This is a genomic window from Paraburkholderia sp. CI3 (assembly GCF_050436505.1).
Lineage (GTDB): Bacteria > Pseudomonadota > Gammaproteobacteria > Burkholderiales > Burkholderiaceae > Paraburkholderia > Paraburkholderia tuberum.
In genome coordinates this window covers 407,039-429,737 of the sequence record NZ_JBNDMI010000002.1, presented here as the reverse complement: position 1 = coordinate 429,737, position 22,699 = coordinate 407,039, and the positions used below count along the sequence as shown (strand labels likewise).

Sequence of the window (22,699 nt, the reverse complement as noted above, 5' to 3'; positions counted from 1 at the left end):
GCTTTCGTGCGGAAAGCAAAAATCATTCGTTGGTCACCGGTTCGCCGGCGGATGCCGCTTCCGGCTTTGGCGCCTTTGCGAGCGCTTCGAGTAACGCTGGGTCTCTCAACACCTTGCTGACTAGGTTTTCCGCGCCACTTTTGCCATCCATATACGTTTGCAGATTGGCGAGTTGCGTACGCGCCTCGAGTAGCTGCGCAAGCGCGTCAACCTTCTTCGCGACGGCTGCGGGCGAGAAGTCGTCCATGCTTTCGAACGTGATATCGACCATCAGATGACCTTCGTTCGTCAGCGTGTTGGGCACCGCGAACGCAACACGCGGCTTCATGGCCTTCATTCGCTCATCGAAGTTCTCGATGTCGATATCGAAGAACTTACGATCGCCGACGGCGGGCAACGGTTCGAGCGGCTTGCCCGACAAGTCGGCGAGGACGCCCATCACGAACGGGAGTTCGACTCTCTTTTCCGAACCGTAAATTTCGACGTCGTATTCAATCTGGACGCGGGGGGCACGATTACGTGCGATGAATTTTTGAGAACTGGTAGAAGCCGACATAGTGCTCTGAGGTTGTTCGCTCAAGTAAAAGAAGGAGCGGCGACACCGCTCGCTTTCGTATGAAATCCGCAAGCTGATGATGTTATGTCTCGGAGCAGCGCGGCGATATGGGCGGTTGCCCAAAAGTCTGTCCCGTTCGCAAAAGCGAGGCCGGGTTGGCGTGCGCGAACGCAGGCTCCCAGAGGACGATCCGCGACGAGTACTTTCAGTGCGTGCCTGAATCGGGAACAACGGTGATTTCGACACGACGATTCATCTCGCGCCCCTGACTAGTTTCGTTGCCGGCGATCGGCCGGGTATCGCCGTACCCCTGAATTGCGAAACGTGTGACGGGCAACGTAGCCGTGTTGACGAACCAATCGCGGATGGCCCGCGCGCGTGCCTCGGAGAGCTTTTGATTCGCGACGCTGGCACCCACGTTGTCAGTATGACCCGCGATGAGAATTCGCTTGTCGGGATTCGCGCGAATCAGATCGAGAACCGCGTGGAGCCTTGGCTCTGCACCTGACTTGAGCGTCGTCTTGCCGCTGTCGAATAACAAGAGGCTGTCGATCGTCACAGCAAGGGGCGGGGAATGCGCGGCGATCGTGGGGGAATGCGATGTCGCGGTCACGCGTTCAAGCGCGACTTGCAACTGCTTGCCCCGATACAGTCCCCAGCCGAGCCCGGTCGGCACACCGTTGCTCGCATAGCGAGCCAGCTCGGCGGATTGTCTGCGCAACGATTCGAATCGCTCACGCTTCGCATCCGCGCGGGCTGTGGGTATATGCGCGTAAGCCTCGAGGTCGTCGGCGACTCGCGTGACCAACCTGCTGTTCGACCATGCGGAGACACCAATCGACACCATCAGGACGACCACCGACGCAGCCAACGCGTGCAAGCTTCCGGAATACGACCGGGCCCACTCGCTCTTCGAAACCCGGAATCTGTCGTTCCGCGCGATGGTCGTAAGTAAAGGCAGAGACAGCGGCTTCGGTTGAGCCCTCGGCCTCGTCAGCAGCGGCCGCAGCGCGGTCTTGCCGGTGAGCCATCGCGTCCATGCGCCTGGACGCATCGGTGGGTGTCCGATGTCGGCCAATAGCAAGCCGCGCAGCGAGAACGGCGCGGTGTTCGCGAGCGATGAAAGTATCGATAGCAGCGCCTCATCTTCTAGCCAGTCGAACACTGCATGCCCCAGACCGGCACGCGACGCACGTTCCGGGTGGGCGACAGCGAGCCAAGCCTGATCCAGTTGTTGCCTGAGCGCTTGCACATGTTGCCGCGCGGTTGCGGTCGCGGGTTGCATCGTCGAGATATTCATGGCATCGCCGAACCAGACCGGTTCCACTGCGTGGTCGCCATTCGAGCCGAGGTACGCGTAGATCGCGATATAGCAGGGTAATACGAACGCCCGGGGACCGATGCAAGCGTCGATTTGATGCTTCCAGCGGGAAAATTCGCGGCGAATCACAGCATCGTCGCACTCACCGTCGGGAACGACGGGCATCAACACGGCATCTGGCGGACGTTGATGCGACTCCATCACCGTGGCCAACACGCTGGACAACTGCTGCGGGGACCGGACACGCAACCACAGCGCATCACCGTTACGTCGCAGTGTGGATGTCTGGCCATCGCGTGCAAACAACGCGCCGGCATGCGGCCCGACGACGAGAACGATCGATAACTGACGCACGTTCCCGAGCTGAAAATCCTGATCCTCGTGGGTCGGATGCGATCGCCCGTAAGCTGGCAAAACGGCGGCGCCCACCCCCGTCAACAGAACAAGACTGAGCACAACGGGCCACGCTGGTTGAAGAGCAAGCGGCAAACATAGCCATATCAGTCCAACTACGGAGACAGCGATCCAGATCAGCGCCGCCGGGTAGCTGTTTCCGGAAATCATTGCGAACGCTCCGTCTGCATAGGACTACTCTGCGGCGACGACGTTTGAGGTAGACCGCGTGTCGCAACGTCCAGACTAAGGTCCATCGCCGTCCATAGTGACGCGATGGCAACCGCACCAGCAATCACCCCGCCGGCGGTTCTGCGTGAATGTGAGATGCGTGCCATGTCCGACGGCCGAAGCGAATTGGTCGGTGGCATGGCGTTATCCGGTGCGTCGGGTATGGAGAACGCCGCCTTATGACGCAGATGCCCGTTCAACGCCGATTTCGCACGCTCCAGATATGCGTTGGCGTTTTCTCGTCCGCCGTCGAAGCCCAACCCCAGCAACATGGTGTAGAACTCAAGTCTGGCGGGGTCCGGATCGCCGCCGTCCACCACCGCCGCGATCCGGTGCCATACCCATGCGGCGCCATCGCGCACGCCATGAAAACGCATCTGCAGCGGGTCACGCAACCATTCCTCGCGCTGCCTGGACGGCAATGCATGCAACGTCAGTTCATCTAGCAGAACGCATTGTGCGAGGCTGACTTCCCGGATGTCCGTTGCCAGAAAAGTTCGCTCCAGCATTTGCTGCTGTAACGTCTCGACCAACGTACTGCAACGCGCGCGCCAAAAAGGAATAGCCGGCAGCTCCGCGCCGTCGGACAGCAGTGCTGCATGCAACGCAGTCGCTCGCATGAGCGCGACTGTTGAGTCAAACATAATAAGAAACGTATTCGCGCCGGCACCTCAGGGCATTTCGACGACATAGGTGACGAATGTATTGACGGTGCCAGCCGTGGCTCGACCGGTTGCGTAGTAGCTGGCAATGAAATCCACCGGCGTCGGATCCGTGGACGTGATCGGAACGACTCTCATCGTAGACCGGTCGCCGACCTTGATCCGCGATCCGTCCGCATTGGCCAGCATGACCTGTACATTCGTTGCCGACGCCGCCCCGCTCGCATTCTGCAGGTCCAGATTCCCGGTGTTGGGATCGGTCGACGAACCGCTCTCGAAATACACGCGCGCCCCCGTTACACCGCTTGGACATTGGATCGTGATGGTAAAGACCTTTGAGCCATCTATAGCTCCGGCCGTCGGCAGCGATCGCGTCGAAAGCGTCGGCAACGTGACCGTCATGTCGGGCGAACTCACCAGCGCACACGTCGTCGCGTTATAGGTGCCACTAAAATTGAGCGTGACCGAAGGCGAGCCTTGCGCATGTACGCAAACCGATCCCAACAGTGCACCTGCGATCAATCCGGAAATTAGTCCGGCGATCCGAAAGTATCTGCAAATATTTTTCATTTTCTGACCTCTACTGTCGGCGGAATCATCTAAGCCGCAGCGCTGGAGCTGACCGGGTATCGACCTGCGCACTTCAGCGAAGCGAACTGACAAGCGCCGCGCCCGCTGAACGTCGCGCTACGGACTTTGCCGGCGGAGACCAGACTAGCGCTGGATCACAGCTCAGCTTGATGCGCGCAACGATCCCCGCGCGCTGACCGCTGTCCGCCTTGTCGTCGTCCGGCACCGTGTAGGGCATCACGCACTGCTCCGCTGCGCGATTGCCCCAGCGCACCAGCAGCTTGCCTTCGTGCTCGAGGCCGCGCAGGTATGAGAGGCCACCCTGACCGACGATGCCCACCGATTTCTCGGACTCGTCGAATAACTCGGTGCCCATCGGCATCGCTTTGCCTTCCCGATCCAAAACCTCGGCGAAAATCGGCGTGCCCTGCGTGGTCGCAATCTTCACCTTGACAAGCGAACTCGCGCGCGGCACGACTTCCTCACTCGTGTTGCCCAGTTCAACGTCGAGCGACACGTCGCTCGGATCCAGCGCGACCGTGTTGACCCGGTATGGCATCAGCGAAGACACCACCGCATAGCCGTTAGCGTCAATCCTTGCACCCTGGCCATTGATGATCCGGCCACCTTCCGCGCCTTTCGCTTCGACGAGCGCGAACGCCTGCCCAAGCGGCGGGCTCAGCGTCATGCCGCCGCTGTGAACGACGACCGCGCCGTCGGCATTGAACGCGGCTTGACGGGTCTGATTGCTGATCGATGCATTGACGTTGTAGGTACCGAACGGCGCGCGATACATCGCATAACCACCCGCGGAAACGGTCCGATTGTCGCCGGCGACGATCCGTGACGCGTTGACACCGTAGGCGATCGGCGTGGCTCCGCTCGTGTTGCCCGACGCAGTGGCCTGAATTGTGCTATCCCCGTTCGAGCCGCGCGAAACGTTGGTGGTCAGATAGTCGAACATATGATGCTCGTTCGAGTCGACCTTGCCGAGCGGAATCGTCAGGTTCAAACCTACCTGCGTGCTGATCTTCGAGTTTTGCAGGCGCGTGCGTTGCGCATATAGCGAGTAGGACACCCGCTTGTACGCGCTGTTGAAACCAACCTGATATTGCAGATCGTAGCCCTTCGACGCGCCCCAGTAGTTCTGCGAACTGCCGGCGATATAAAAAGAACTCGACTCGCCGATTGGCTGGTTGATATTCAGCTGCAGACGGCTGCGCGTGCGGTAGTCATACTGACCCGTGGTGTCTCGGGAGCCATATCGCGCGTACATCGCGTCATGCAGGCTATAGAAGCGTGAGGTCGAGTATCGGTAAGCCGCAACCGAAAAATTCGTGTTGGGCCCTGGAAGGAGCTTGCTGTAGCTGATCCGCGTACTGTAGCCGGGACGACCACCAGACACCCCGGGAATATTCGTTCCCGCCGCCGTTACGTCAAACGCGAATGCGCCGAGCGGCGTATTGAGCGCGACACCCACCAGGCCAGCCCAGTAACCTTCCGCAAACTGTGCACCGGTGTAGCCGGTCAACAGGTTTGTCAGGCCGCGCTGATAAACCGCCTGCGCCACCCACGGATGGTTATTCAGCACGGTATCGCGATAGACACCGGTCGTCAGATTGAAACGTGCAACACCAGGCCGCAGCAACTGCGGGACGGACGCGAACGGCACCAGAAAAGTCCGCTGACGGCCGTCGGATTCTGTAATAGTGACCTGAAGGTCGCCGCCATAACCCGTAGCCGGCAGGTCGTTCAGTTCAAACGGCCCCGGCGGCACGCTGGTCTCGGCCACGATGATGTTGTTCTGACGCACGATGATGCGTGCATTGGTATCAGCCACGCCACGCACAACCGGCGCGTAGGAGCGCATGGAATCCGGCAACATGCGGTCGTCGCTCGAAAGCTGGACGCCACGCACGTTGAATGAGTCGAAGACGTCACCGCTCGTCGAGCTGTCGCCGATCGTCAGTTGGCTCTTAAGCGCCGTGACATCGTGTTGCGCAAACAGCGCGACACTTTGCCAATGCGTGCCGGAACCCCGGTTCTGCGAGCTTACCGTGGACCACTGGCGGAAACGCCAGCCGTTCACGTTGAATCCGCTTTGCAGACCGAGGTAGACACTGCTGAAGTCTCCGCTACCATTGTTCTGGTGAGTCGTATAGCCGGCGAGACTGTATTGCACGAAGCCTGCGTTGATCCCGTTGTCCCAACGGGACGGATCAACGTAACCGGCAGCCTCCTTGCGCAATTCGATCTGTGGAATCGACAGATCGAGTTGCAGATCGGCGGTGTTGAACGATGCAACCGATCCCGGTACGGCTTCAACCAGCGGGACGCATTGCACTGACGCGTCCGTATTGTCGAAGTCGCCCTTTCCTGCTTCCTTCAACCGCTGGGCCACGCGCTCGGTATCTACGCCAGCGCGGTCCAGGCCAGGCATCGTGAAACAGGGCGTTGCGATATCCGAGCCCGGCACTGCCTGAAACAGGACATCGAAGCGTCCACGCTTCTTACCATTGACGAGCAGTTCGAGCGGATAAACACCGGGAGCAACAGGATTGCCTCGCGTATAGCGTGACAAATCGGCGACGTTGCCCGTAAAGAATGCTGGATTGAACTCGACTTCTTGCGGAACTTCCGCAGCGGGCGCATTTGATGTCGCCGTGGTAGATGACGGATCCGTACGCGCAGCTTCTCCGTCGACACCGGCTGCCTGTTGCGGCAACTCGGACGCCGAGCAGTCGCTGGATGGCGTCGCCGCTGAGTCCGGCGCGCACGCGGCGACCGCGGAATTTGAGCAAAAGACCCAGCCCGACGCTATGATTGCCGCCCAAGCCAGTGGGTGAAACCGGAAAGGGACATTACTGAATACTCTTTCAACCGCCGTCTTACTATTCCGCACGCCCGACATCCCGTATTTCAATTATTGATTCTTTTGCGCTTCCGCGCTTTGAGCACCTGTCACTTCCGCCGAGTCCTTGATCGCTGTACCGAAGTCGTTCAGAACCGTATAGGAAACGGTGGCAGGAGCTTTGATATCCAGCTTTCCATCTTGTGGACGGAGATCGACGTGCCCGAACGGCGGTGCCATATCGGGCAAAAGAGCGACTTTCCTGCCTGCCGTTTCTACCTCTGCCGTGCCGACGGAAATGTAGTAGGGCGAAGGGTTGTCCAGACGAACGATGCTCTGACCTTTGTCATTTAGCTCGACATGCCACTTCAGCTGGGCCCGCCCCGCCGTTGGGTCATCGAGCAACGATACCGGCCGGTAGAACATCTTGATACGCGTTCGGAACGCGAGCTGAATCATGTTCCGGTCATCAGCGTCCTTAGGCTTCGGCGGAATTTCGAGAACGTTCAGCCAATAGACAGCCTCACGGTCCTTCGGCATGTCGCCGCCTGTGAACATGATGCGCAAAGCCTGCCCTCTGTGAGGCTCGACCCGAAATACCGCCGGCAGTAACGTGAACGGCACCTTGATTTCATTCGGGGCAGCTGCCGCATCGCCGTCGTCCAGCCACGCCTGGACCAGGACCGGACGGCTGTCAACATTGTTCAAACGAACATTGACTTCACGGTTTTGCGCCGGATAAATAACTCGGGTACCGGTAATGGTGATAGCAGCTTGTGCAGCAAACGAGGTCACACTTAAGGCGACAGCTGCGGCGAACAACATTGGAAACTTCATTGAAGACACTCGCTCCTCCACGCGACAGATAAGCGGAATGCCACTTCGGGTTGCCTTCGAACTAGAAGAGCAACCCGATGCCATTCGGCTTAGATTCGCTTACTGGTATGCCAACGTGTAGCGAACAACAGCCGTCACGTTACCGGCCGTGGCTCTGTCTGTTGCATAGTACTGGCCGGCGTAGTACATCGTTGCCGTACCGTCGCTCCCAACATCAACGAACTCGCCCGTGCTGCCCAGCGGAAGCACCGACATCGTGCCATTCGCGCCATTGTGGTCAAGCAATTGCACTTCGACGTACTGGGCCGGCGAGGTAGTTGCCTGGTTAATGGCATTACGCGTAACCGGGTCCATGTTCGTGGTCTCGAAATGCGCCGCGACCTGTTTCAGCGTTGCCGGGCACTGCGACACCGAAATGTTGAAAGGCGTGGACCCGCCGACTGCGCCAGCCGCAGGCAGCGTTTGCGAAGACACCCGAGGCAGCGTGACCGTTTGGTCCTCGTCACCCGAGTTGATCACACAGGTGTCGTCATACAGCTCTCCATTGAACGTTACCTGACCTGTGCCCGGTGCAGCTTGAGCGAAAACCATCGGCGCGACGGACAGGCCCATCAGCGCGATCATGAGTTGCGTTACTTGTTTTTTCATGAGATTCCTCTTTGTTGCCATTTCAGAACTACAAACCCTTGTGAAGCCGGGACGTCCAGCGATCGTCAAGGCAGAGGAATGATGTCATTGAAGAAGATCGGTGTTAATGGGCCGATACCCAAAATGAAAGACCAAATAGGTCAGTCGAGAAACGGCGTGTCGATTCCTCGAACTGAACAGGTCACAGGACCACCCTACGATAGGGAGAAGGCGCCACGAGAACGACAGAATCCGCCTGAGAATCGCGGCAATTGCTACAAGCAGGACCACTCGCGCACGATCGTGACGAGTTCTACGTCGTTTCTGGCACCGAGCTTCTTCATGCCAGCGTTCTTCTGATTGCTCACGGTCTTCGGACTGCGATTGAGCCGCTCGGCAATTGTTGCGATCGACATTCCGTCGCAGATCATTCGCACGACCGTCGATTCTTTTTCAGATAGCAAATTGAGAGAAGATGCGCCTTGCGCTGCGCGCCCCGTTGCGCGTAACATCTTGTCCGCAATGGAATCAGGCAGAAACACGCTCTTATTTTTGGCAACGCGGACGGCAGCGGTAAGGCTGACAAAGTCCTCGGGACCCTTGCCGACGAAGCCGGCCGCCCCCGCGTTGAGCGCAGCTGAAATGATGTGCGTGGAAGAATGCGTGCTCAGAAAAACGACTCGTATGGCTGGGGCGACACGCCGGATCCGGTCAAGAAGGTTGAGACCGTCGGCATACGGATCGCCTTCGAATTCGTAGTCGCACACAAGAACATCGACTGGCACTTCAACCAACCGCTGGAGAAGCAGGCCAATACTTTCGCTTTTGAAGCAGACCTGGATGTCAGGACAACGCTGAAGAAGATGCTCGACGCCGAGGAGAATAAATGGATGATCGTCGGCGATACCCACTCTTATTTTGTTCACTCACACTCCATACCACGCAGGTGAATACCTTTTCCTTGCCGAAACACCCTGCATGATTTGTCACCAAAGTACCATGTCATTTCACGCCGTTACATGATGAGAAAGGCGCAGGGCATCTCGTCCCATCCACTCGTCGACACCCCCTGATCCTGTGTGTCGCCACGGGACGCTGCGTTTGCGTGGGCCTAGCCGCACACCTCAGCAGCAAGATCGAGAGCCGCAACCTTCCTGCTTCTAATGAAGCGAACGGCGTCGGGAACGCCTATCATCTAAGCGCACCAGTCGGTGCAGTCCAAATAGCGCATATCAAATTGTCTTGATCGTTCCACAAAAGCATTTTGGCACCACGCAAATAGAAGTTTTCGAACCACTGTTTTTTAAAACGATGCAAAATCGGTGAGAAAGCCGGTGTGCTTTGATAAAGACAAAGCAATTTTTGGGCATACAACCTGGCATGGATCAATCATGAAGATGGGATAGCGCAACGCACCCCAACTCGTCGGCGAGGAATTAAAACATCTTCGCCTTGCGCAGAGGCGGATTGTACGATGCGCTAACAAGAAAAAAGTCAGCAGAGTCCTATATGCGTCATAGGTGCAAGAAGTGCTTTCAACATCCAGCCCAGTCGGCCCGTCGCAATGCCCCATCGCCGCCGGCGTCACCGCCGTGTTTCTTCTAGCGGACCGCGCGACAGCAGGTCCGCCCTCGCGGGCCCATTTGAACCGAAACCGCTAGTTGCTGCCCCGCGTGCTGAGTTCCTTACGCACCGCGACGCGGCTGGTCACCGACAGAACACCGGGCACGCCCTTCGCAATATTGGTCGCGAGTTCGACCTGGTCCGCGGTCGGCGCGCTGCCCGTCAACCTCACGACGCCGTTATCCGCGCGCACTGTAATGTTGCTGGCCCGTAGTCGCTGGCTTCGTGCGTTTCTGAATGCGCGGGGCGTACGTCCCGCACGAGTTGCCGGTTGGTAGCCTTGATCTCGCCCGCGGTTGGCGCCGAACTCGCCGCAGCTTGTGCCGCGGGACCCGATCCGCCCGCTTGCGGCTGCGCGTGCGCATTCAGGCAAGCGAACACGACCGCGCTCGCGCAAACCAGCTTCAGCCATTTCTGTGCGTTCATTTCGTTCTCCTGTTGTGTATGGCCGGATGACATCGACGGTGACTCCGGTCACTAATCGGTAATGCGCTCGTCGAATACGGTCAGCGCGGCGAGACTGACGCGACAGCACGCGCTCATGTACCAGGCCGGCGCATAGGCGCTGCCCGTCACGCCAATCAGCCACGTCACGACGAACGGCGCGAAACCGCCGAACAACGTCACGCCGACGCTATAGATGATCCCGAGCGATCGCCCGCGCAGTTCGCGCGGGAATCCTTCGAGCAGCAGCAGAAACCCAGCCGGATTGCCGAGCACCCACAGGCCGATCCCCGATATGGACGTAGTCTGGCCGCCGGCCCGGCAGCACGCCGGGTCGGCGAAACGCGAATTGGCGAAGTTCAGGCTGTAAGGTATTGCTCGACGAGCGTGGCCCAGTAGGCGGCGCCGATCGGCAGTGCCTGATCGTTGAAGATGAAAAAACTGGATTTCATTGAAACGTCGCGCACGGCGAGACTGCATCTGATGCAGCGCGAAGGCGCGATTCACACGCGCCCGGCCGACTATTTCATCCGCTGCATTCGCCAGGCCGCGATCATGTGAGCCGCGCGGCGCGCGAGCGAAAGCGGGAGCGGGAGCGGGAGCCTTAGGCCGCAAAATGATTGCGCACGAGATCGACGAACGCGACCAGCCCGGTAAGCAGAACTACAATGAACAGCCAGCGTTCGAGCAGCGCAAACACAGGCCGTTTCCCCTTGCGACGCTCGGCGATGTAAAACCACACGGTCGCCGCCGTATAAAGCACGGTCGACATCAACAGATAATGCAGGCCGCCCGCGTACACGAGAAAGAGCGCGTAGCCGCAGCCCAGCAGCGCGAGCATGAAATCGATGCGCCGTGACCACGGCTGCCCCGCATACGATTCGCCGCTCGCTGCGAGCTTCAACCCATAGCCGGCGACGAGCAGATACGGGATCAGGTTCATCGACGTGGTGAACTCCTTGGCCAGCGTGAACGCTTCTTTCGAAAACAGCGTGACGATCAGAAAGGCCTGAATCACGAGGCTCGTCATCCACAGTGCGGCGACCGGTACGTGGTTGCGGTTTTCTCGCCCGAGAAACGCGGGCATCGTGCGGCTCTTGCCCGCCGCGTGCAGAATTTCGGCGGCGAGCAACGTCCATGCAAGATAAGACCCGAGTACCGATATCAAGAGGCCGAGCTTGACCACGACCGCGCCCCAGGCGCCGACCGCGGCGCTCAGCACGCCAGCCATCGACGGATTTTTCAGCGTGCCCAACTGCTCGAGCGGCAACACGCCATACGACAACAACGTGACCATGACCATCAACGCAAGCACGCAGAGAAAGCCGAGTACGGTCGCGACCCCGACGTCGCGCCGTTCGCGTGCATGCCGTGAATAGACACTCGCGCCTTCGACGCCGAGAAACACGAATACCGTGCCCAACATCGTCTTGCGCACCTCGCCGAACAGACCGGTCGCCGACGGCTCGGGAACGGTCCACAGGTTCGCGACGAACAACTGCCACTTGACACTCGATAGCACGAGCACCGCGAACAGTCCAAGCGCGAACAACTTGGCGGCCGTCATCGACGCATTCACTACCGACGAGCCCTTCACGCCGCGCAGGATCAGAAGGTGAAACACCCAGATCATCAGCGAGGAACTGACGATCGCGCTAAACGTATTGCCAGCGCCGAATGTAGGCGCGACGATCGCAAGCGCGGACTTGATCAGCACGAGATAGGCCACGTTGCCGAGACAGCTGGCGCACCAGTAGCCGAACGCCGACAGAAACCCCGTGTAGCGTCCAAACCCGACGCGCGCATACGTGTAGACGCCAGCGTCGAGTTCCGGCTTGCGCCATGCGAGCCGTTGAAAGATCAGCGCGAGTATCAGCATGCCGGAGCCGGTGATGGTCCAGCTGATCAACGAACCGACTACGCCGGTATATTTGCCGAGCGCCTGCGGCAACGAAAAGACGCCCACCCCGACCATCGAGCCGATCACCATCGCCATCAGGCCCGGCGCTGAAAGTCTGACGCGCTTGTCCATTGCTGCGATCGCTCTCCCGCGAACACGTTCCGATCGAGCCGCGCTCGTGCGACTACGATGATCGACCGCTCAGATGACGATCGTGCCGGTCGCGAGGCCGATCAGCGCGCCAATCGCGCCGCAGGCCGCGACGGCAAAGATGACCCACTCGACTTTCGAAAACACCCGATGGCCGCGCTCGCGTTTGGCCACCACATACAGCACCGTACCGGGCGCATAAAGCAGCGCCGATAGCATCAGGAACTTCAGGCCGCCCGCGAACAGCAGAAAGGCCGTATACAACGTCGCGAACATCGCGACGAAATACTCGGTGCGCAACGCGCCGCTCAAGGTGCCGCCATTCTGTCCACTATCGTAACGCGCGGCCTTGATGCCGTATGCGGCCACGAGAAAATAAGGAATCAGCACCATCGAGCTCGTGAGATTGAGCATCAGCGCAAACGCATCGGTCGACCAGTACGTGCTGATTACGAAACACTGCACCACGGTACTCGTGAGCCAGATCGCGGCGACCGGCAGCTTGCGCTCGTTTTGTCGCGCGAAGATACGCGGCATCGTCTCGAGACGCGCTGCTGCGAACAGCACCTCGGCACAGATCAGCGACCATGCGAGGTACGCGCCGAGGATCGAAATGATCAGACCGGCGCTGACGAACACGACACCGAATGGGCCGAGCAGCGCGCCGAGTACCGCGGCCATCGACGGTTGGCGCATCACCGCGATATCGGCGCGCGGCAAGGTCGCGTAAGGCAGCAGCGTCACCAGCACCAGCAGACACAGCACGGCGACGAAGCCGGTGATCGTCGCGGCGCCGACGTCCGAGCGCTTTTTCGCATAGCGCGAGTACACGCTCGCACCTTCGATACCGACGAACACGAAGACGGTGACGAGCATCGTCGCGCGAACCTGCGAGAACAGGCCCTTGCCGATCTGATCGCTGCGTTCCCACAGATTCGCGCGAAACATGTCGGCGCGAAACAACGCGATCAGCATCACGATGAACAGCACGATTGGAATCAACTTCGCGACCGTGACGATCGTGTTGATCATCGTGGCCTGCTGGACGCCGCGCAGCATCACCAGATGAAACAGCCAGATGCCCACCGACGACACGATGATCGCGGTCGCCGTATTGCCGTTGCCGAATACGGGGACGAACGCGCCGAGCGTCGATTTGATCAGCACCCAGTACGACACGTTGCCGAAGCAGCCAGCCATCCAGTAGCCGAATGCGGATAGAAAGCCCGCATAATCGCCGAAGCCCGCTCGCGCGTACGCGAACACGCCGGCGTCGAGCTCGGGCCGTCGCTGCGCGAGCGCCTGAAAGACGCGCGCCAGCGCATACATGCCGATGCCCGCCACGCACCATGCAATGACCGCGCCGAACGGTCCGGTCGCGCGCGCGAAATTGCGCGGCAACGAGAAAATCCCTGCGCCCACCATTGAGCCGACGACCATCGCGGTCAATGCGGGCAACGACAGTTTCGTCTCGACCTGGGTTGCCATCGTCCACCCTTCAGAGAAGCTGATTTCTTCCAGACAGGGACTTACGCGGAGCAGGTACGCGTGCATTGCGCATCTCCTGTCAGTCCTCCCCGACTGAAGCCAACGGCCTTGCGAGTACCGGACCGCACTCCTCCTGGTCGTTCACTGTGCGGCCGGCGCCGGCGCGGTGGCGGGCGCGGGTTCCGTCGGCGCTCGTGTATTCGAGGCCACTGGCGGATTGGCCAACCAGCCGCCCCCCAACGCCCTGAACAGCGCGAACTGTGCCTGCAGTTCGCCGACCTCTTCCCTCGCCTGCGACGACTGGCTTTCGAGCAGCGCAACCCGCACCTGATCGATATCGACGCGGCCGGTATCGCCGAGTTCGTAGCGACGTCGCACCTGGCTCAACTGCGTGGTGCGACGCGTGACTTCTTCATTGCGTGCCTTGAACAACTCGTCCTGCCGGTTCAAGCGCGCCAGTGCACGGTCGACGTCATAGAACGCGCCGAGCGCGGTCTTTTCATAGTTCAACATGGCCTGCTGCGCCTGCGCATCCGACGACTCCACCTGCGAGCGCCGCGCGCCAAAGTCGATCAGCGGCAGCGCCATCGCCGCGCCGAATAGCCAGAAGGTGCTGGGCCCGAGGCCTTGACCCGCGATCTCCCAACCATTGCGTGCAAGCAAACCGCTCAACGACATGGTCGGCCAGTAGTTGAGCCGCGCGACATCCGACTGCCTGAGCGCCGCATTCACGCGTGCCTGCGCCGCGATCAGATCCGGGCGCCGCATCAGCAGGTCGACCGGCTGGCCGGGCTCGATATGCGGCAGCGCGGTCATCAGCGTGTCGCTTTCATCGAGAATCCCCGCGAATTCCGCGGGCTGCACGCCGCATAGATTCTGCAAATTGAGTCGTGCCTGCGCGATGCCGTTCTCCACGTCCTGCAAACGCGCATCGACCTGCGCGCGGCCGGCGCGCGCTGCTTCGATGTCCGTACTCAGCACGAGACCCGCGTTAAAGCTCTTCTCGGCGATGTTGACGAGGTCGTCCGCGATCGCGCGGCTCTGCAGCAAAATCGCGCGTTGACGCAGCAGCCCGCGATAGGTGACGTACAGATCCGCGACACCCGACACCACGCTCAGGCGTACCGCCTCCGCGTCGCCCGCGGCTGCGCGCGCCTGTTCGCGTGCCGCCGAGAGCCTTGCGCGTCCCTGACCGAACAGGTCGATCTCCCATTGCGCCTGCAAGCCGACACGCCAGAACTGCGCATCGGTATTGTTGATGCCGAGGAATTCCGCGAATTCGAGCTGCGTCTCGCCGCCGTGGTACTTCGCAGCGCTCACGCCAGCACCGACCGACGGCAGCAGTTGCGAGCGAGCCAGCCGGATCCCGGCCTGCACCTGATCGACGCGTGCGTAAGCGGTCGCGATGTCGAAGTTGTGCGCGAGCGCGAGATCGATCAGTTTGTTCAGCGTCGGGTCGTTGTACTGGGTCCACCATGCCGCGAGCTGCTGCTCGGACATCGGTGTCGCCACGCCCGGTTGCGCCTCCGAATACTGCGGCGGAAACGCGGCGGGCTTTTGCAGCTGCAATGAACCCGTACAGCCGGCTTCGAGCAGCAGGGCCGCGATGGCGAGAAGATAAGGGCGCGCGCGGATCATTTTGCTTCCGGGTGTCGACCCGGCTCCCATTCCGTCTGCCTGATCGAGAACAGCATCGCATACAGCGCCGGCACGGCGACCAACGTCAGCACGGTGGCAAAAACGAGGCCCGCCATAATCGTGATCGCCATGTCCTTGAAGAAAGGATCCCACAACAACGGCGCCATGCCGAGCGCCGTCGTACCGCCCCCCAGTATCACCGGCCGCAGACGGTTCATCGCGCCGTGGGTCACCGCCTGCATGCGCGGCACGCCCGCGGCGATCTGCGAATCCATCTCTTCGACGAGCACCACGCCGTTCTTGATCAGCATGCCGATCAGACTCAATAGACCGAGCAACGCCATGAAGCCGAACGCGCCGCGAAATAGCAGCAGACCGAGCGTGACGCCGACGATCGACATCGGCACGACGAGCAGCACGACGAGCGCCGGCTTCAGGCGTCCGAACATCATCAGCACGAGCAGCGCCATGCCGATGAAGCCGAGCGGCAGTTGACGGAACAGGCTCTGCTGCGCGCGCGTCGACGATTCGTGCTCGCCGCCCCATTCGAAGCTATAGCCCGGTGGCAGCTTGATGTTCTCAATGCTGGAGCGTATGCGGTTGAACGCGTCGACACTGTTCTGCCCATAGATCGGGTTGGCCGAAACCGTCAGCGTGCGAATCCGGTTTTCGCGCGCGATCTGGCCTTCCTCGGTACCGACCGTGAAGCCGTTGACCACGTCGCCGAGCGGCACGTAACGGCGCAGCCCCGCGCTGAACACCTGCAGGTCCTGCAGACCCGCGACGCCACGCGTGTAGTCGGGCGAACGCAGCACGATCGGCAGTAGCTGATCGCCTTCGCGATAGATGCCCGCCCGCAGGCCTTCGGTTGCATAAGCCATCGTGTCGCTAACCTGACGGCGCGTCACACCGAGCGAGCGCGCCCGCGATTCGTCGAATTCCGGCCGCACGATGCTGATCGGGTTCTCCCAGTCGTCGCGAATCGCGATGATGCGGCCGTCGGCCTTCAGCACATTCTGTGCTTCTTGAGACAAGCGGCGCAGCACGGCCGGGTCGGGTCCGGAGAAACGTGCCTGAATGGCCGCGCCACCGCCGGGACCGAAGTTCGGCCGCGTGACAGTCCAATGCTGTTCGGGGAAGCGCTTCTTCAGGTCCGCTTCGATGTCCGGAATCATGTCGTCGATCAGGCCCTGGTCCTTCACGCCGACGATGAACTGCGCGTACGACGGATCACGCCCCTCCGGATCGTAGACGAGGAAGAAACGCGTCGCGCCCGAGCCAATATACGTCTGCACGTTGGTGACGTCCGCATGCTTGAGCAGCACCTTCTCCACCTCGCGGCTCTTTTCGACGACCGCGCGAATATCGGCGCCGCGCGGCAAACGCATGTCGACATAGAAGATCGGCGTGGTCGACGCGGGGAAGAAGCTCCGCTCGACGAAGCGGAACGCCCACCCGGCCAGCACGGTCAGCGCGACGAGGCCGATGACCACGAACACGCGCTGTCGGGTGACCCATGACAACAGCTCGCCGTAACGCTTGTACAGCTTCGACTTGAACGGGTCGTCATCGATGATGTCCGCGGGCTTGAAAAGATACGTGCCGAACAGCGGTGTCAGGGCGATGGCGATCACCCAGCTGAATAGCAGCGAAATCGCGGCGACGGCGAACAACGACGCACAGAATTCGCCGACCGCATCCGGCGACAGGCCGATGCCCGAGAAAGCCAGAATCCCCACAATGGTCGACGCGAGCAGAAGCCATTGGCTTTGTTTGAGAATCTCGGTCGCCGCCTGGAGATGCGACATGCCTCGTTGAACCTTCACGAGCATCCCCTCGACCACCACGATGCTGTTGTCGGTCAGCATGCCCATCACGATGATCAGCGCGCCGAGTGAGATACGCTGCAGCTCGATGCCTGCTGCGTACATGACCAGCAGCGTGCCGAGGATCGACAGGAACAGCTCGACGCCCAGCACGATGCCCGCGCGCCAGCCGAGCGCAATGCCCAGCGCGACACCGACGATCGCCACGGACAGGAACACGTCGAAGATAAAGCCGCGCACGCTCTCGTCGACGACCTGCGGCTGATCGTAAAGCGAGTGCAGCTTGATGCCGATCGGGCGGTTACGCTCGAGTTCGGCGAGCCTCGCCTTGATCTCCTCGCCGACCCTCACCACATTGACGCGCGGCCGCGCGCTGATACCGATCGTAACCGCCGGCTGGCCGTTATAGTGAATGACCTGGTTCGGAATCGTCGCGTAGCCGTGGCTTACGCGCGCGATGTCGCCGAGCAGCAGCGGGCCGGGCGTAATGTTGACAGGCAGCGAACGAATGGCCTGCAACGAATCGAGCGAGCCGGTCGGCGCAATCCGCAACGACAGGTCGCCGACACGTTCGCGGCCCGCGGGCCGAACCTCGTTCTGCAGGAACAGCGTCTGCGCAAGATCGTCGGTGGACAGATTGTTGGCGATCAGTTGCGACTGGTCGACGTCGACCGAGATCTGCTCCTGCTGCTCACCGGCGATCACGATGTCGGACACGTCGCCGAGTGTCAGCAGTTGGCGGCGCAGTTCGCGCGCGTACTCATACAGTTGCGCCTGCGTGTAGCCCTCGCCGGTCAGCGCGTAGAACATCCCGTAGACGTCGCCGAAACGGTCGACCACGAGTGACGGTCCCGCGCCCGGCGGAAGCCGGGGCTGTGCATCCGATACCGACTTGCGCACCTCGTCCCACACCTGCGGCAATTGCGCCGACGTGTACTGGTCGCGAATCTCGACGCGGACTTCAGAGTAGCCCGGTGTCGAACGCGAGGTCAGCTTGTCGACCTGCGGCATCTGCTGGATCGCGCTTTCGAGCCGGTCCGTCACTTCCTGCTCGACCTCGTGCGCACTCGCGCCCGGATACAGCGTCACGACGACCGCGGTCTTGATCGTGAACTTCGGGTCTTCGAGCCGCCCGATGTTGTAGTACGCGAAGATCCCGCCCAACAGCGAGATGAGCGTCAGAACCCACGCGATCAGCGGCTTTTCGATAAGGGGGCGCGCGAGATTCATTGAGGCGCATCCATTGGACGGACCGCCATTCCCTCTTTCATGAACTGCGAGCCGCCGGCCACCACGCGGTCGCCCGCCGCAACCGCCCCCGCGACGACCACATCGTCATTGCGAATTTCGCGCACGCTGACCGGCACCGCATGCACACGGCCGGACGCGGCGTCGTAGCGCCACAGACTGCGCTGACCGTCCGCGCCGATCGACACCGCGGCGATCGGAATCGCGAAGTACCCTTTGTTGTCGTTTTGCGCGACCTGACGCGCCGTTTCGGAAATCTGTACGCGCATCGCCATGCCGGGGAACAGCATCGCGCTTTGCGGTCCTTCGATCGAGAACACGAGCCGGTAGGCCGCCGAAGTCGGCGAGGTCTGCGTGGTCCGTTCGCGGAACACTAGCGGGAAGCGGTTCTGCGGCCGCTCGGGCAGCCACGCCTCGGCTCTCAGGGTCTTGTCGACGAACAGCCGTTCGGCAATGCTCTGAGGCAGATCGACGCCGACATCGACACGGCCGATGTTTTCCAGATTGAACGCGGGCGCCCCAGCCTGCACGAGCTGCTGGATCTCGATGTTGCGGCGAGCGATCCGGCCGTCGAATGGCGCGACGAGCTGGGTATTGCGCAGGTCGCGGCTCGCCAGGTCGCGTGACGCGCGTGCGGCGTCCGTGGCAGCCGAGAGCTGCTCATAAGCGGCTTGAGACAGAATGCCGTCCTTGCGCAGCACCGCCTGGCGCTTCAGGTTGTCGCTCAGCTGCTGATACTGCGCGTTCGCGCGTTGCAGTTGCAGCTTGTAGGGTTCCTCGTCGATCCGCGCGATCAGTTGCCCGCGTTTCACCGACGCGCCTTCGAGCACCGCGATCTGCACGACGCGGCCCGATACTTCGAAGGCGAGCGGCGAGATGCTGGTCTGCTCGACCCGCCCGGTAAAAATGCGAATGGCGGAAGCGTCGGCCGGTTCGACCCTGGTGAGCTGCACGGCTGGCCTCGTATCGCCACTCTGTGTTTCGGTCTGCCGTTGGCAGCCCGACAGTGAAGCGACAAGCGCGCAGGTCAACGCGCACGACAATGCGCCGGTCAGTGCGATTCCGCCTGATCGGCGGGGCCGCGGTGCATCGGAGCGGTTGGCATTCATGACGTTCTCGGCTGACTGCTGGCGCAACCCATGTCGTAAGCCCGGCGGCAACGTAGCTCACGGGCCGGCGAATACGAGACCCTACAGGTTGCTCAGCAATTCATAGGGGCCCATAACAGTGGACCGACGGGTGCATCCGCTTCGACTTCCACGGCCAGGTCAGACTCGAGGAACAGCGGCATCCCTTCTGTCGGACCGGCAACGTCGTTCAAACCAGTGTATCGGCGGCAATGGTGTTGTGGCCGTCCAGACTACAGCCGCAACCCATGTGTCCTCATTCCGGCTCCGTTCATCAGGCATCCTGTCGAACGGCCAAACTGCTTCGCCATGCCGAAGCAAGACTGAGGAAATTGACGAATCCGCCCTGTATGGAATGCACGACGATTCCGCAAAACCTGAAGACGAATGAATATGCGGGCGGATTGCAGGGTTGAATCAGATCCCTTCGATTGAACCTTGCTGCAAAATTATTAAAGTTCCCAAACAATTCGTTGTCAAGAGCCTCACAGGCGCTTAAGGTAAGCAATCGATACGATCGTGCTACTAGTCACGAAATGCCATGGGGAAAAAATGCTATAGGTTTCAAGGAATTTTTGTTTCGCCGATGGGTGACGCAACTCTGCGTGAAAAGAAAGTTGGCAATTGCAACGTCGCGGGCCGCCGCCAGCGTTCATCGCTTGCATCGGCGTAGCGCGGCTGCCCTGTCGCACGAACCGGTTCGACGCATCATGACGCGCTCGCTCGCATCGTGGACATCGCGGTGCGCGGCACTCGCGCTGCTCACTGGCAGTCTTCTGTGCGGTTGCGCGATGGTCACCGTCAGCTCACAAGGGCCGGAGCAGTACATCGCGATGCGCCGCGGCGACATTCTATCGACCGGCCGTCTGAGCGCCGCGACGCGAGACACCCTGCACATCGCGGCACTCGATGGGAACACCTGCCAACGTGAGCCGCTCGATTGCATCAATACGATCTCGACCGTCGGCGGAATCAATACCGACCGGCGATTGTCGAGCCTCGCCGAACTGTCGTTGCAGATGGCCATCACCAACACGCCAACCAGCGCCAGCGATTGGAGCGACGCGCAATTCGATCTGTGGCTCAGGGCCGCGCGATTCGCGTATGTGTTTCTGTTCCTCGGTGAACGCACTGCTGGCGAACGTGCATTCGAAGATCGTCAGACCCAGGTCCGTGACTACTACAACTACGCGGTGCAGGAACTTGCCCACGCGCTGTTTCTGCGTGGCGCGCTCGCTACCGATGCCGGCAACGGCGTGCCAGGCACGCAGTACATCGCAGGCTGGTCCATCCATCTCGACCTGAGCCGAACCCGGCTACCCGAAGGCGTGCGCGAACCGCGCGAAGTCATCCCGGCGTCGCGGCTGTCGTTCGCGGGGATACGTAGCATTTATCGACGCGATGGTTTGGGGGCGGAACTCGTTGCGGTGATGAACGTGCCGCCGCCTGAAGATGACGTCGATGCGGGTGGCAATGCGGGTGGCAATGCCAGCGCCGACACGCGTGGGTCCGCCCGCGTCGATGGTCCCGCGAGCGCACCGTTCAACTCCGGCGTGTCGTCAGCAGCCGCGGGTCGGCCAAGGTCGGCGTCGCGCTTTTTCCGCGAGATGCCGTCGCCGAACGTGACCGCGTTGATCTGGTTCAGCCAGGGCACGCTCGAACAGGTGCTTGCCTCGCATGAGGTCGTGCTGTCCGTCTATGATCCGTATCGCGAAGACAGTGTCGAGCGACACGGCCAGACTGTGCCACTTTCGGCCAACTTCAGCGCGGGCTACGGCATCTGGCTCGCGCGCTCCGGCTTCGCCGGGCAATCGTTGCGCACGCTGTTTGGACGCGCACACGGTATCGATACGCCCCGCATCTACATGATGCAACCGTTCGATCCCAATCGACGGATCATTCTGATGCTGCACGGCCTCGCGAGCAGCCCCGAGGCATGGGTCAACGTCGCCAACGATATTCAGGGCGATGAAGTGCTTCGCCAGCATTTCCAGGTGTGGCAGGTCTACTACCCGACCAACGTGCCGATTCTGGTCAACCTCGCGCGCATCCGCCGCGCCACGCAACAGACGCTCGCGCACTTCGATCCAGACGGTACGGCGCCGGCGTCGCATGGCATGGTGTTGATTGGTCATAGCATGGGCGGCGTTCTGGCGCGGCTGCTCGTGTCGACTTCCGGCGACGCGCTTTGGGCGACGTTCGAGGACAAGTACGTGCCCGAGGGCACCGATATCGATCGCGAGGACGAGCGGCTCGATCGGCTACTGAACTTCACGCCGATGCCGCAGATCGAGCGCGCCATATTTATCGCGGCCCCCCCATCGAGGCACGCCCTTCGCGAGCAACCGGCTGTCGCGCTGGGCGGCCAACCTCGTGCGTCTGCCGCTTGCCCTGCTGAACGAGATCGAGGAAGTGATGCAGACGGCGACGAACATCGAACCGCAGGGACGGACCTTCCATGTGCCTAACAGCATCGAACAGCTGCGCGAAACCGATCCGTTGATTCGCGCGACGTCGCAGTTGCCGATCAGCCCCCAGGTTTGCTTCCATTCGATCATCGCACGGCGCCGCGAAAACGGGCCGCTCGAAGATTCCGATGATGGCGTGGTCCCTTATCGCAGCGCGCATCTCGTGGGCGCGCTGTCGGAGAAGGTGATTGTTGCTGGACACAGTGTGCAGGAGACGCCGCGGGCGATCCTCGAGATTCGGCGGATCTTGCATGAGGATATTGCGCAGATCGATCAGCGCGGGGAGGTTTGCGGGGAGGCTCGGATAGCGAAGTGATGGCGGAGGGACCAGCTGTCTTTTGCGGCGGCTCGGACTTGGGCTCGGACTTGACGAGCTTGCTGTTGCTGGGCTCTGATCGAATCACTGGTACAGCGTTCCGAATCAAGCCAGCGTGATCGAGGCAGGCGCGGAAGATTGGTTCGAATGAGCGGTCAGGTCAGCGGAACGCTCGAAAGATCGCGACGGCCGCTCGAAATTCTTTCGCTACAAATTACGTATTGAATGTTACGAATTGGCGGGCATGTATGTTCATTCTGGCGTGTTGTCGCCGTTTGATGGGAGTAATGGGGTATCGTGCACCAATTTGACTGATTGGCGTGAAACAATGGCGTGCATTGGTGAAAAAAGTCTTTTAAAACAATAGGTTGACACGCACAAAAGACGTTTCGCTATGTTTCACGCCGTGTCGGTTGGCGAGAT

The 22,699-nt window shown here is 60.9% G+C and carries 19 protein-coding genes; 3 read left to right on the top strand and 16 right to left on the bottom strand.

The annotated features are described in order from the left end of the window. Positions 1–22: 22 nt before the first annotated feature. The gene (gene tssB / locus OKW29_RS04775; protein WP_184068521.1) at positions 23–556 is read right to left on the bottom strand and encodes a type VI secretion system contractile sheath small subunit; all 534 of its coding nucleotides are present in this window, start codon (positions 554–556) and stop codon (positions 23–25) included. A 205-nt stretch (positions 557–761) separates the two neighbouring features. Beyond that, positions 762–1,277, bottom strand: coding sequence for an OmpA family protein (locus OKW29_RS04770; protein WP_429290174.1), 516 nt, complete (start codon positions 1,275–1,277; stop codon positions 762–764). Positions 1,278–1,356: 79 nt separating this feature from the next. Between OKW29_RS04770 and OKW29_RS04765 the strand changes: the two genes are divergently transcribed. Next, positions 1,357–1,536 (top strand): hypothetical protein, encoded by a 180-nt coding sequence (locus OKW29_RS04765; RefSeq protein WP_429290173.1) that lies wholly within the window; start codon positions 1,357–1,359, stop codon positions 1,534–1,536. A 901-nt stretch (positions 1,537–2,437) separates the two neighbouring features. Here the strand turns inward: OKW29_RS04765 and OKW29_RS04760 are convergent. The 14 genes from OKW29_RS04760 to OKW29_RS04695 form a co-directional block, all read right to left on the bottom strand. Further along, complete coding sequence (locus OKW29_RS04760) at positions 2,438–3,121, bottom strand: DotU family type IV/VI secretion system protein (protein WP_429290172.1); 684 nt, start codon at positions 3,119–3,121, stop codon at positions 2,438–2,440. A gap of 51 nt (positions 3,122–3,172) precedes the next feature. After that, complete coding sequence (locus OKW29_RS04755) at positions 3,173–3,733, bottom strand: fimbrial protein (protein ID WP_429290171.1); 561 nt, start codon at positions 3,731–3,733, stop codon at positions 3,173–3,175. Between the two features lie 73 nt (positions 3,734–3,806). Then, complete coding sequence (locus tag OKW29_RS04750) at positions 3,807–6,458, bottom strand: fimbria/pilus outer membrane usher protein (RefSeq protein ID WP_429290170.1); 2,652 nt, start codon at positions 6,456–6,458, stop codon at positions 3,807–3,809. Between the two features lie 198 nt (positions 6,459–6,656). Then, positions 6,657–7,421, bottom strand: a complete 765-nt coding sequence (locus OKW29_RS04745) for a fimbria/pilus periplasmic chaperone (protein ID WP_429290169.1) — start codon at positions 7,419–7,421, stop codon at positions 6,657–6,659. Between the two features lie 99 nt (positions 7,422–7,520). Then, on the bottom strand, positions 7,521–8,069 hold the full coding sequence (locus tag OKW29_RS04740) for a fimbrial protein (protein ID WP_429290168.1): 549 nt from the start codon (positions 8,067–8,069) through the stop codon (positions 7,521–7,523). Between the two features lie 254 nt (positions 8,070–8,323). Beyond that, complete coding sequence (locus OKW29_RS04735; protein ID WP_429290167.1) at positions 8,324–8,974, bottom strand: response regulator; 651 nt, start codon at positions 8,972–8,974, stop codon at positions 8,324–8,326. Positions 8,975–9,705: 731 nt separating this feature from the next. Next, positions 9,706–9,843: a BON domain-containing protein gene (locus tag OKW29_RS04730; protein WP_429290166.1), complete on the bottom strand. Its 138-nt coding sequence runs from the start codon at positions 9,841–9,843 to the stop codon at positions 9,706–9,708. After that, a complete protein-coding gene (locus OKW29_RS04725; RefSeq protein WP_429290165.1) occupies positions 9,840–10,097 on the bottom strand; it encodes a hypothetical protein in 258 nt (85 codons plus the stop codon). The genes OKW29_RS04730 and OKW29_RS04725 overlap by 4 nt, the downstream gene beginning before the upstream one ends. A 51-nt stretch (positions 10,098–10,148) precedes the next feature. Continuing rightward, entirely contained in the window at positions 10,149–10,391 is a 243-nt protein-coding gene (locus OKW29_RS04720) for a hypothetical protein (RefSeq protein WP_429290164.1), read from the bottom strand. A gap of 328 nt (positions 10,392–10,719) precedes the next feature. Further along, positions 10,720–12,147, bottom strand: coding sequence for a basic amino acid/polyamine antiporter (locus OKW29_RS04715; protein ID WP_429290163.1), 1,428 nt, complete (start codon positions 12,145–12,147; stop codon positions 10,720–10,722). Positions 12,148–12,216: 69 nt separating this feature from the next. Continuing rightward, positions 12,217–13,653, bottom strand: coding sequence for a basic amino acid/polyamine antiporter (locus tag OKW29_RS04710; protein WP_429290162.1), 1,437 nt, complete (start codon positions 13,651–13,653; stop codon positions 12,217–12,219). A 141-nt stretch (positions 13,654–13,794) separates the two neighbouring features. After that, a complete protein-coding gene (locus OKW29_RS04705; protein WP_429290161.1) occupies positions 13,795–15,291 on the bottom strand; it encodes an efflux transporter outer membrane subunit in 1,497 nt (498 codons plus the stop codon). Then, the gene (locus tag OKW29_RS04700) at positions 15,288–18,347 is read right to left on the bottom strand and encodes an efflux RND transporter permease subunit (RefSeq protein WP_429290160.1); all 3,060 of its coding nucleotides are present in this window, start codon (positions 18,345–18,347) and stop codon (positions 15,288–15,290) included. Before OKW29_RS04700 ends, OKW29_RS04705 begins: the two co-directional genes overlap by 4 nt. Next, a complete protein-coding gene (locus tag OKW29_RS04695; RefSeq protein ID WP_184068203.1) occupies positions 18,344–19,318 on the bottom strand; it encodes an efflux RND transporter periplasmic adaptor subunit in 975 nt (324 codons plus the stop codon). Before OKW29_RS04695 ends, OKW29_RS04700 begins: the two co-directional genes overlap by 4 nt. 884 nt (positions 19,319–20,202) lie before the next feature. On the opposite strand from OKW29_RS04695, the gene OKW29_RS04690 reads away from it, so the two are divergent. Together OKW29_RS04690 and OKW29_RS04685 are read left to right on the top strand one after the other, a co-directional pair. After that, positions 20,203–21,960 carry an esterase/lipase family protein gene (locus tag OKW29_RS04690; RefSeq protein ID WP_429290159.1) on the top strand — a complete coding sequence of 586 codons (1,758 nt, stop codon included), beginning with the start codon at positions 20,203–20,205 and terminating at the stop codon, positions 21,958–21,960. Next, the gene (locus tag OKW29_RS04685) at positions 21,908–22,276 is read left to right on the top strand and encodes a hypothetical protein (RefSeq protein ID WP_429290158.1); all 369 of its coding nucleotides are present in this window, start codon (positions 21,908–21,910) and stop codon (positions 22,274–22,276) included. The genes OKW29_RS04690 and OKW29_RS04685 overlap by 53 nt, the downstream gene beginning before the upstream one ends. The last annotated feature ends 423 nt before the right edge of the window (positions 22,277–22,699 follow it).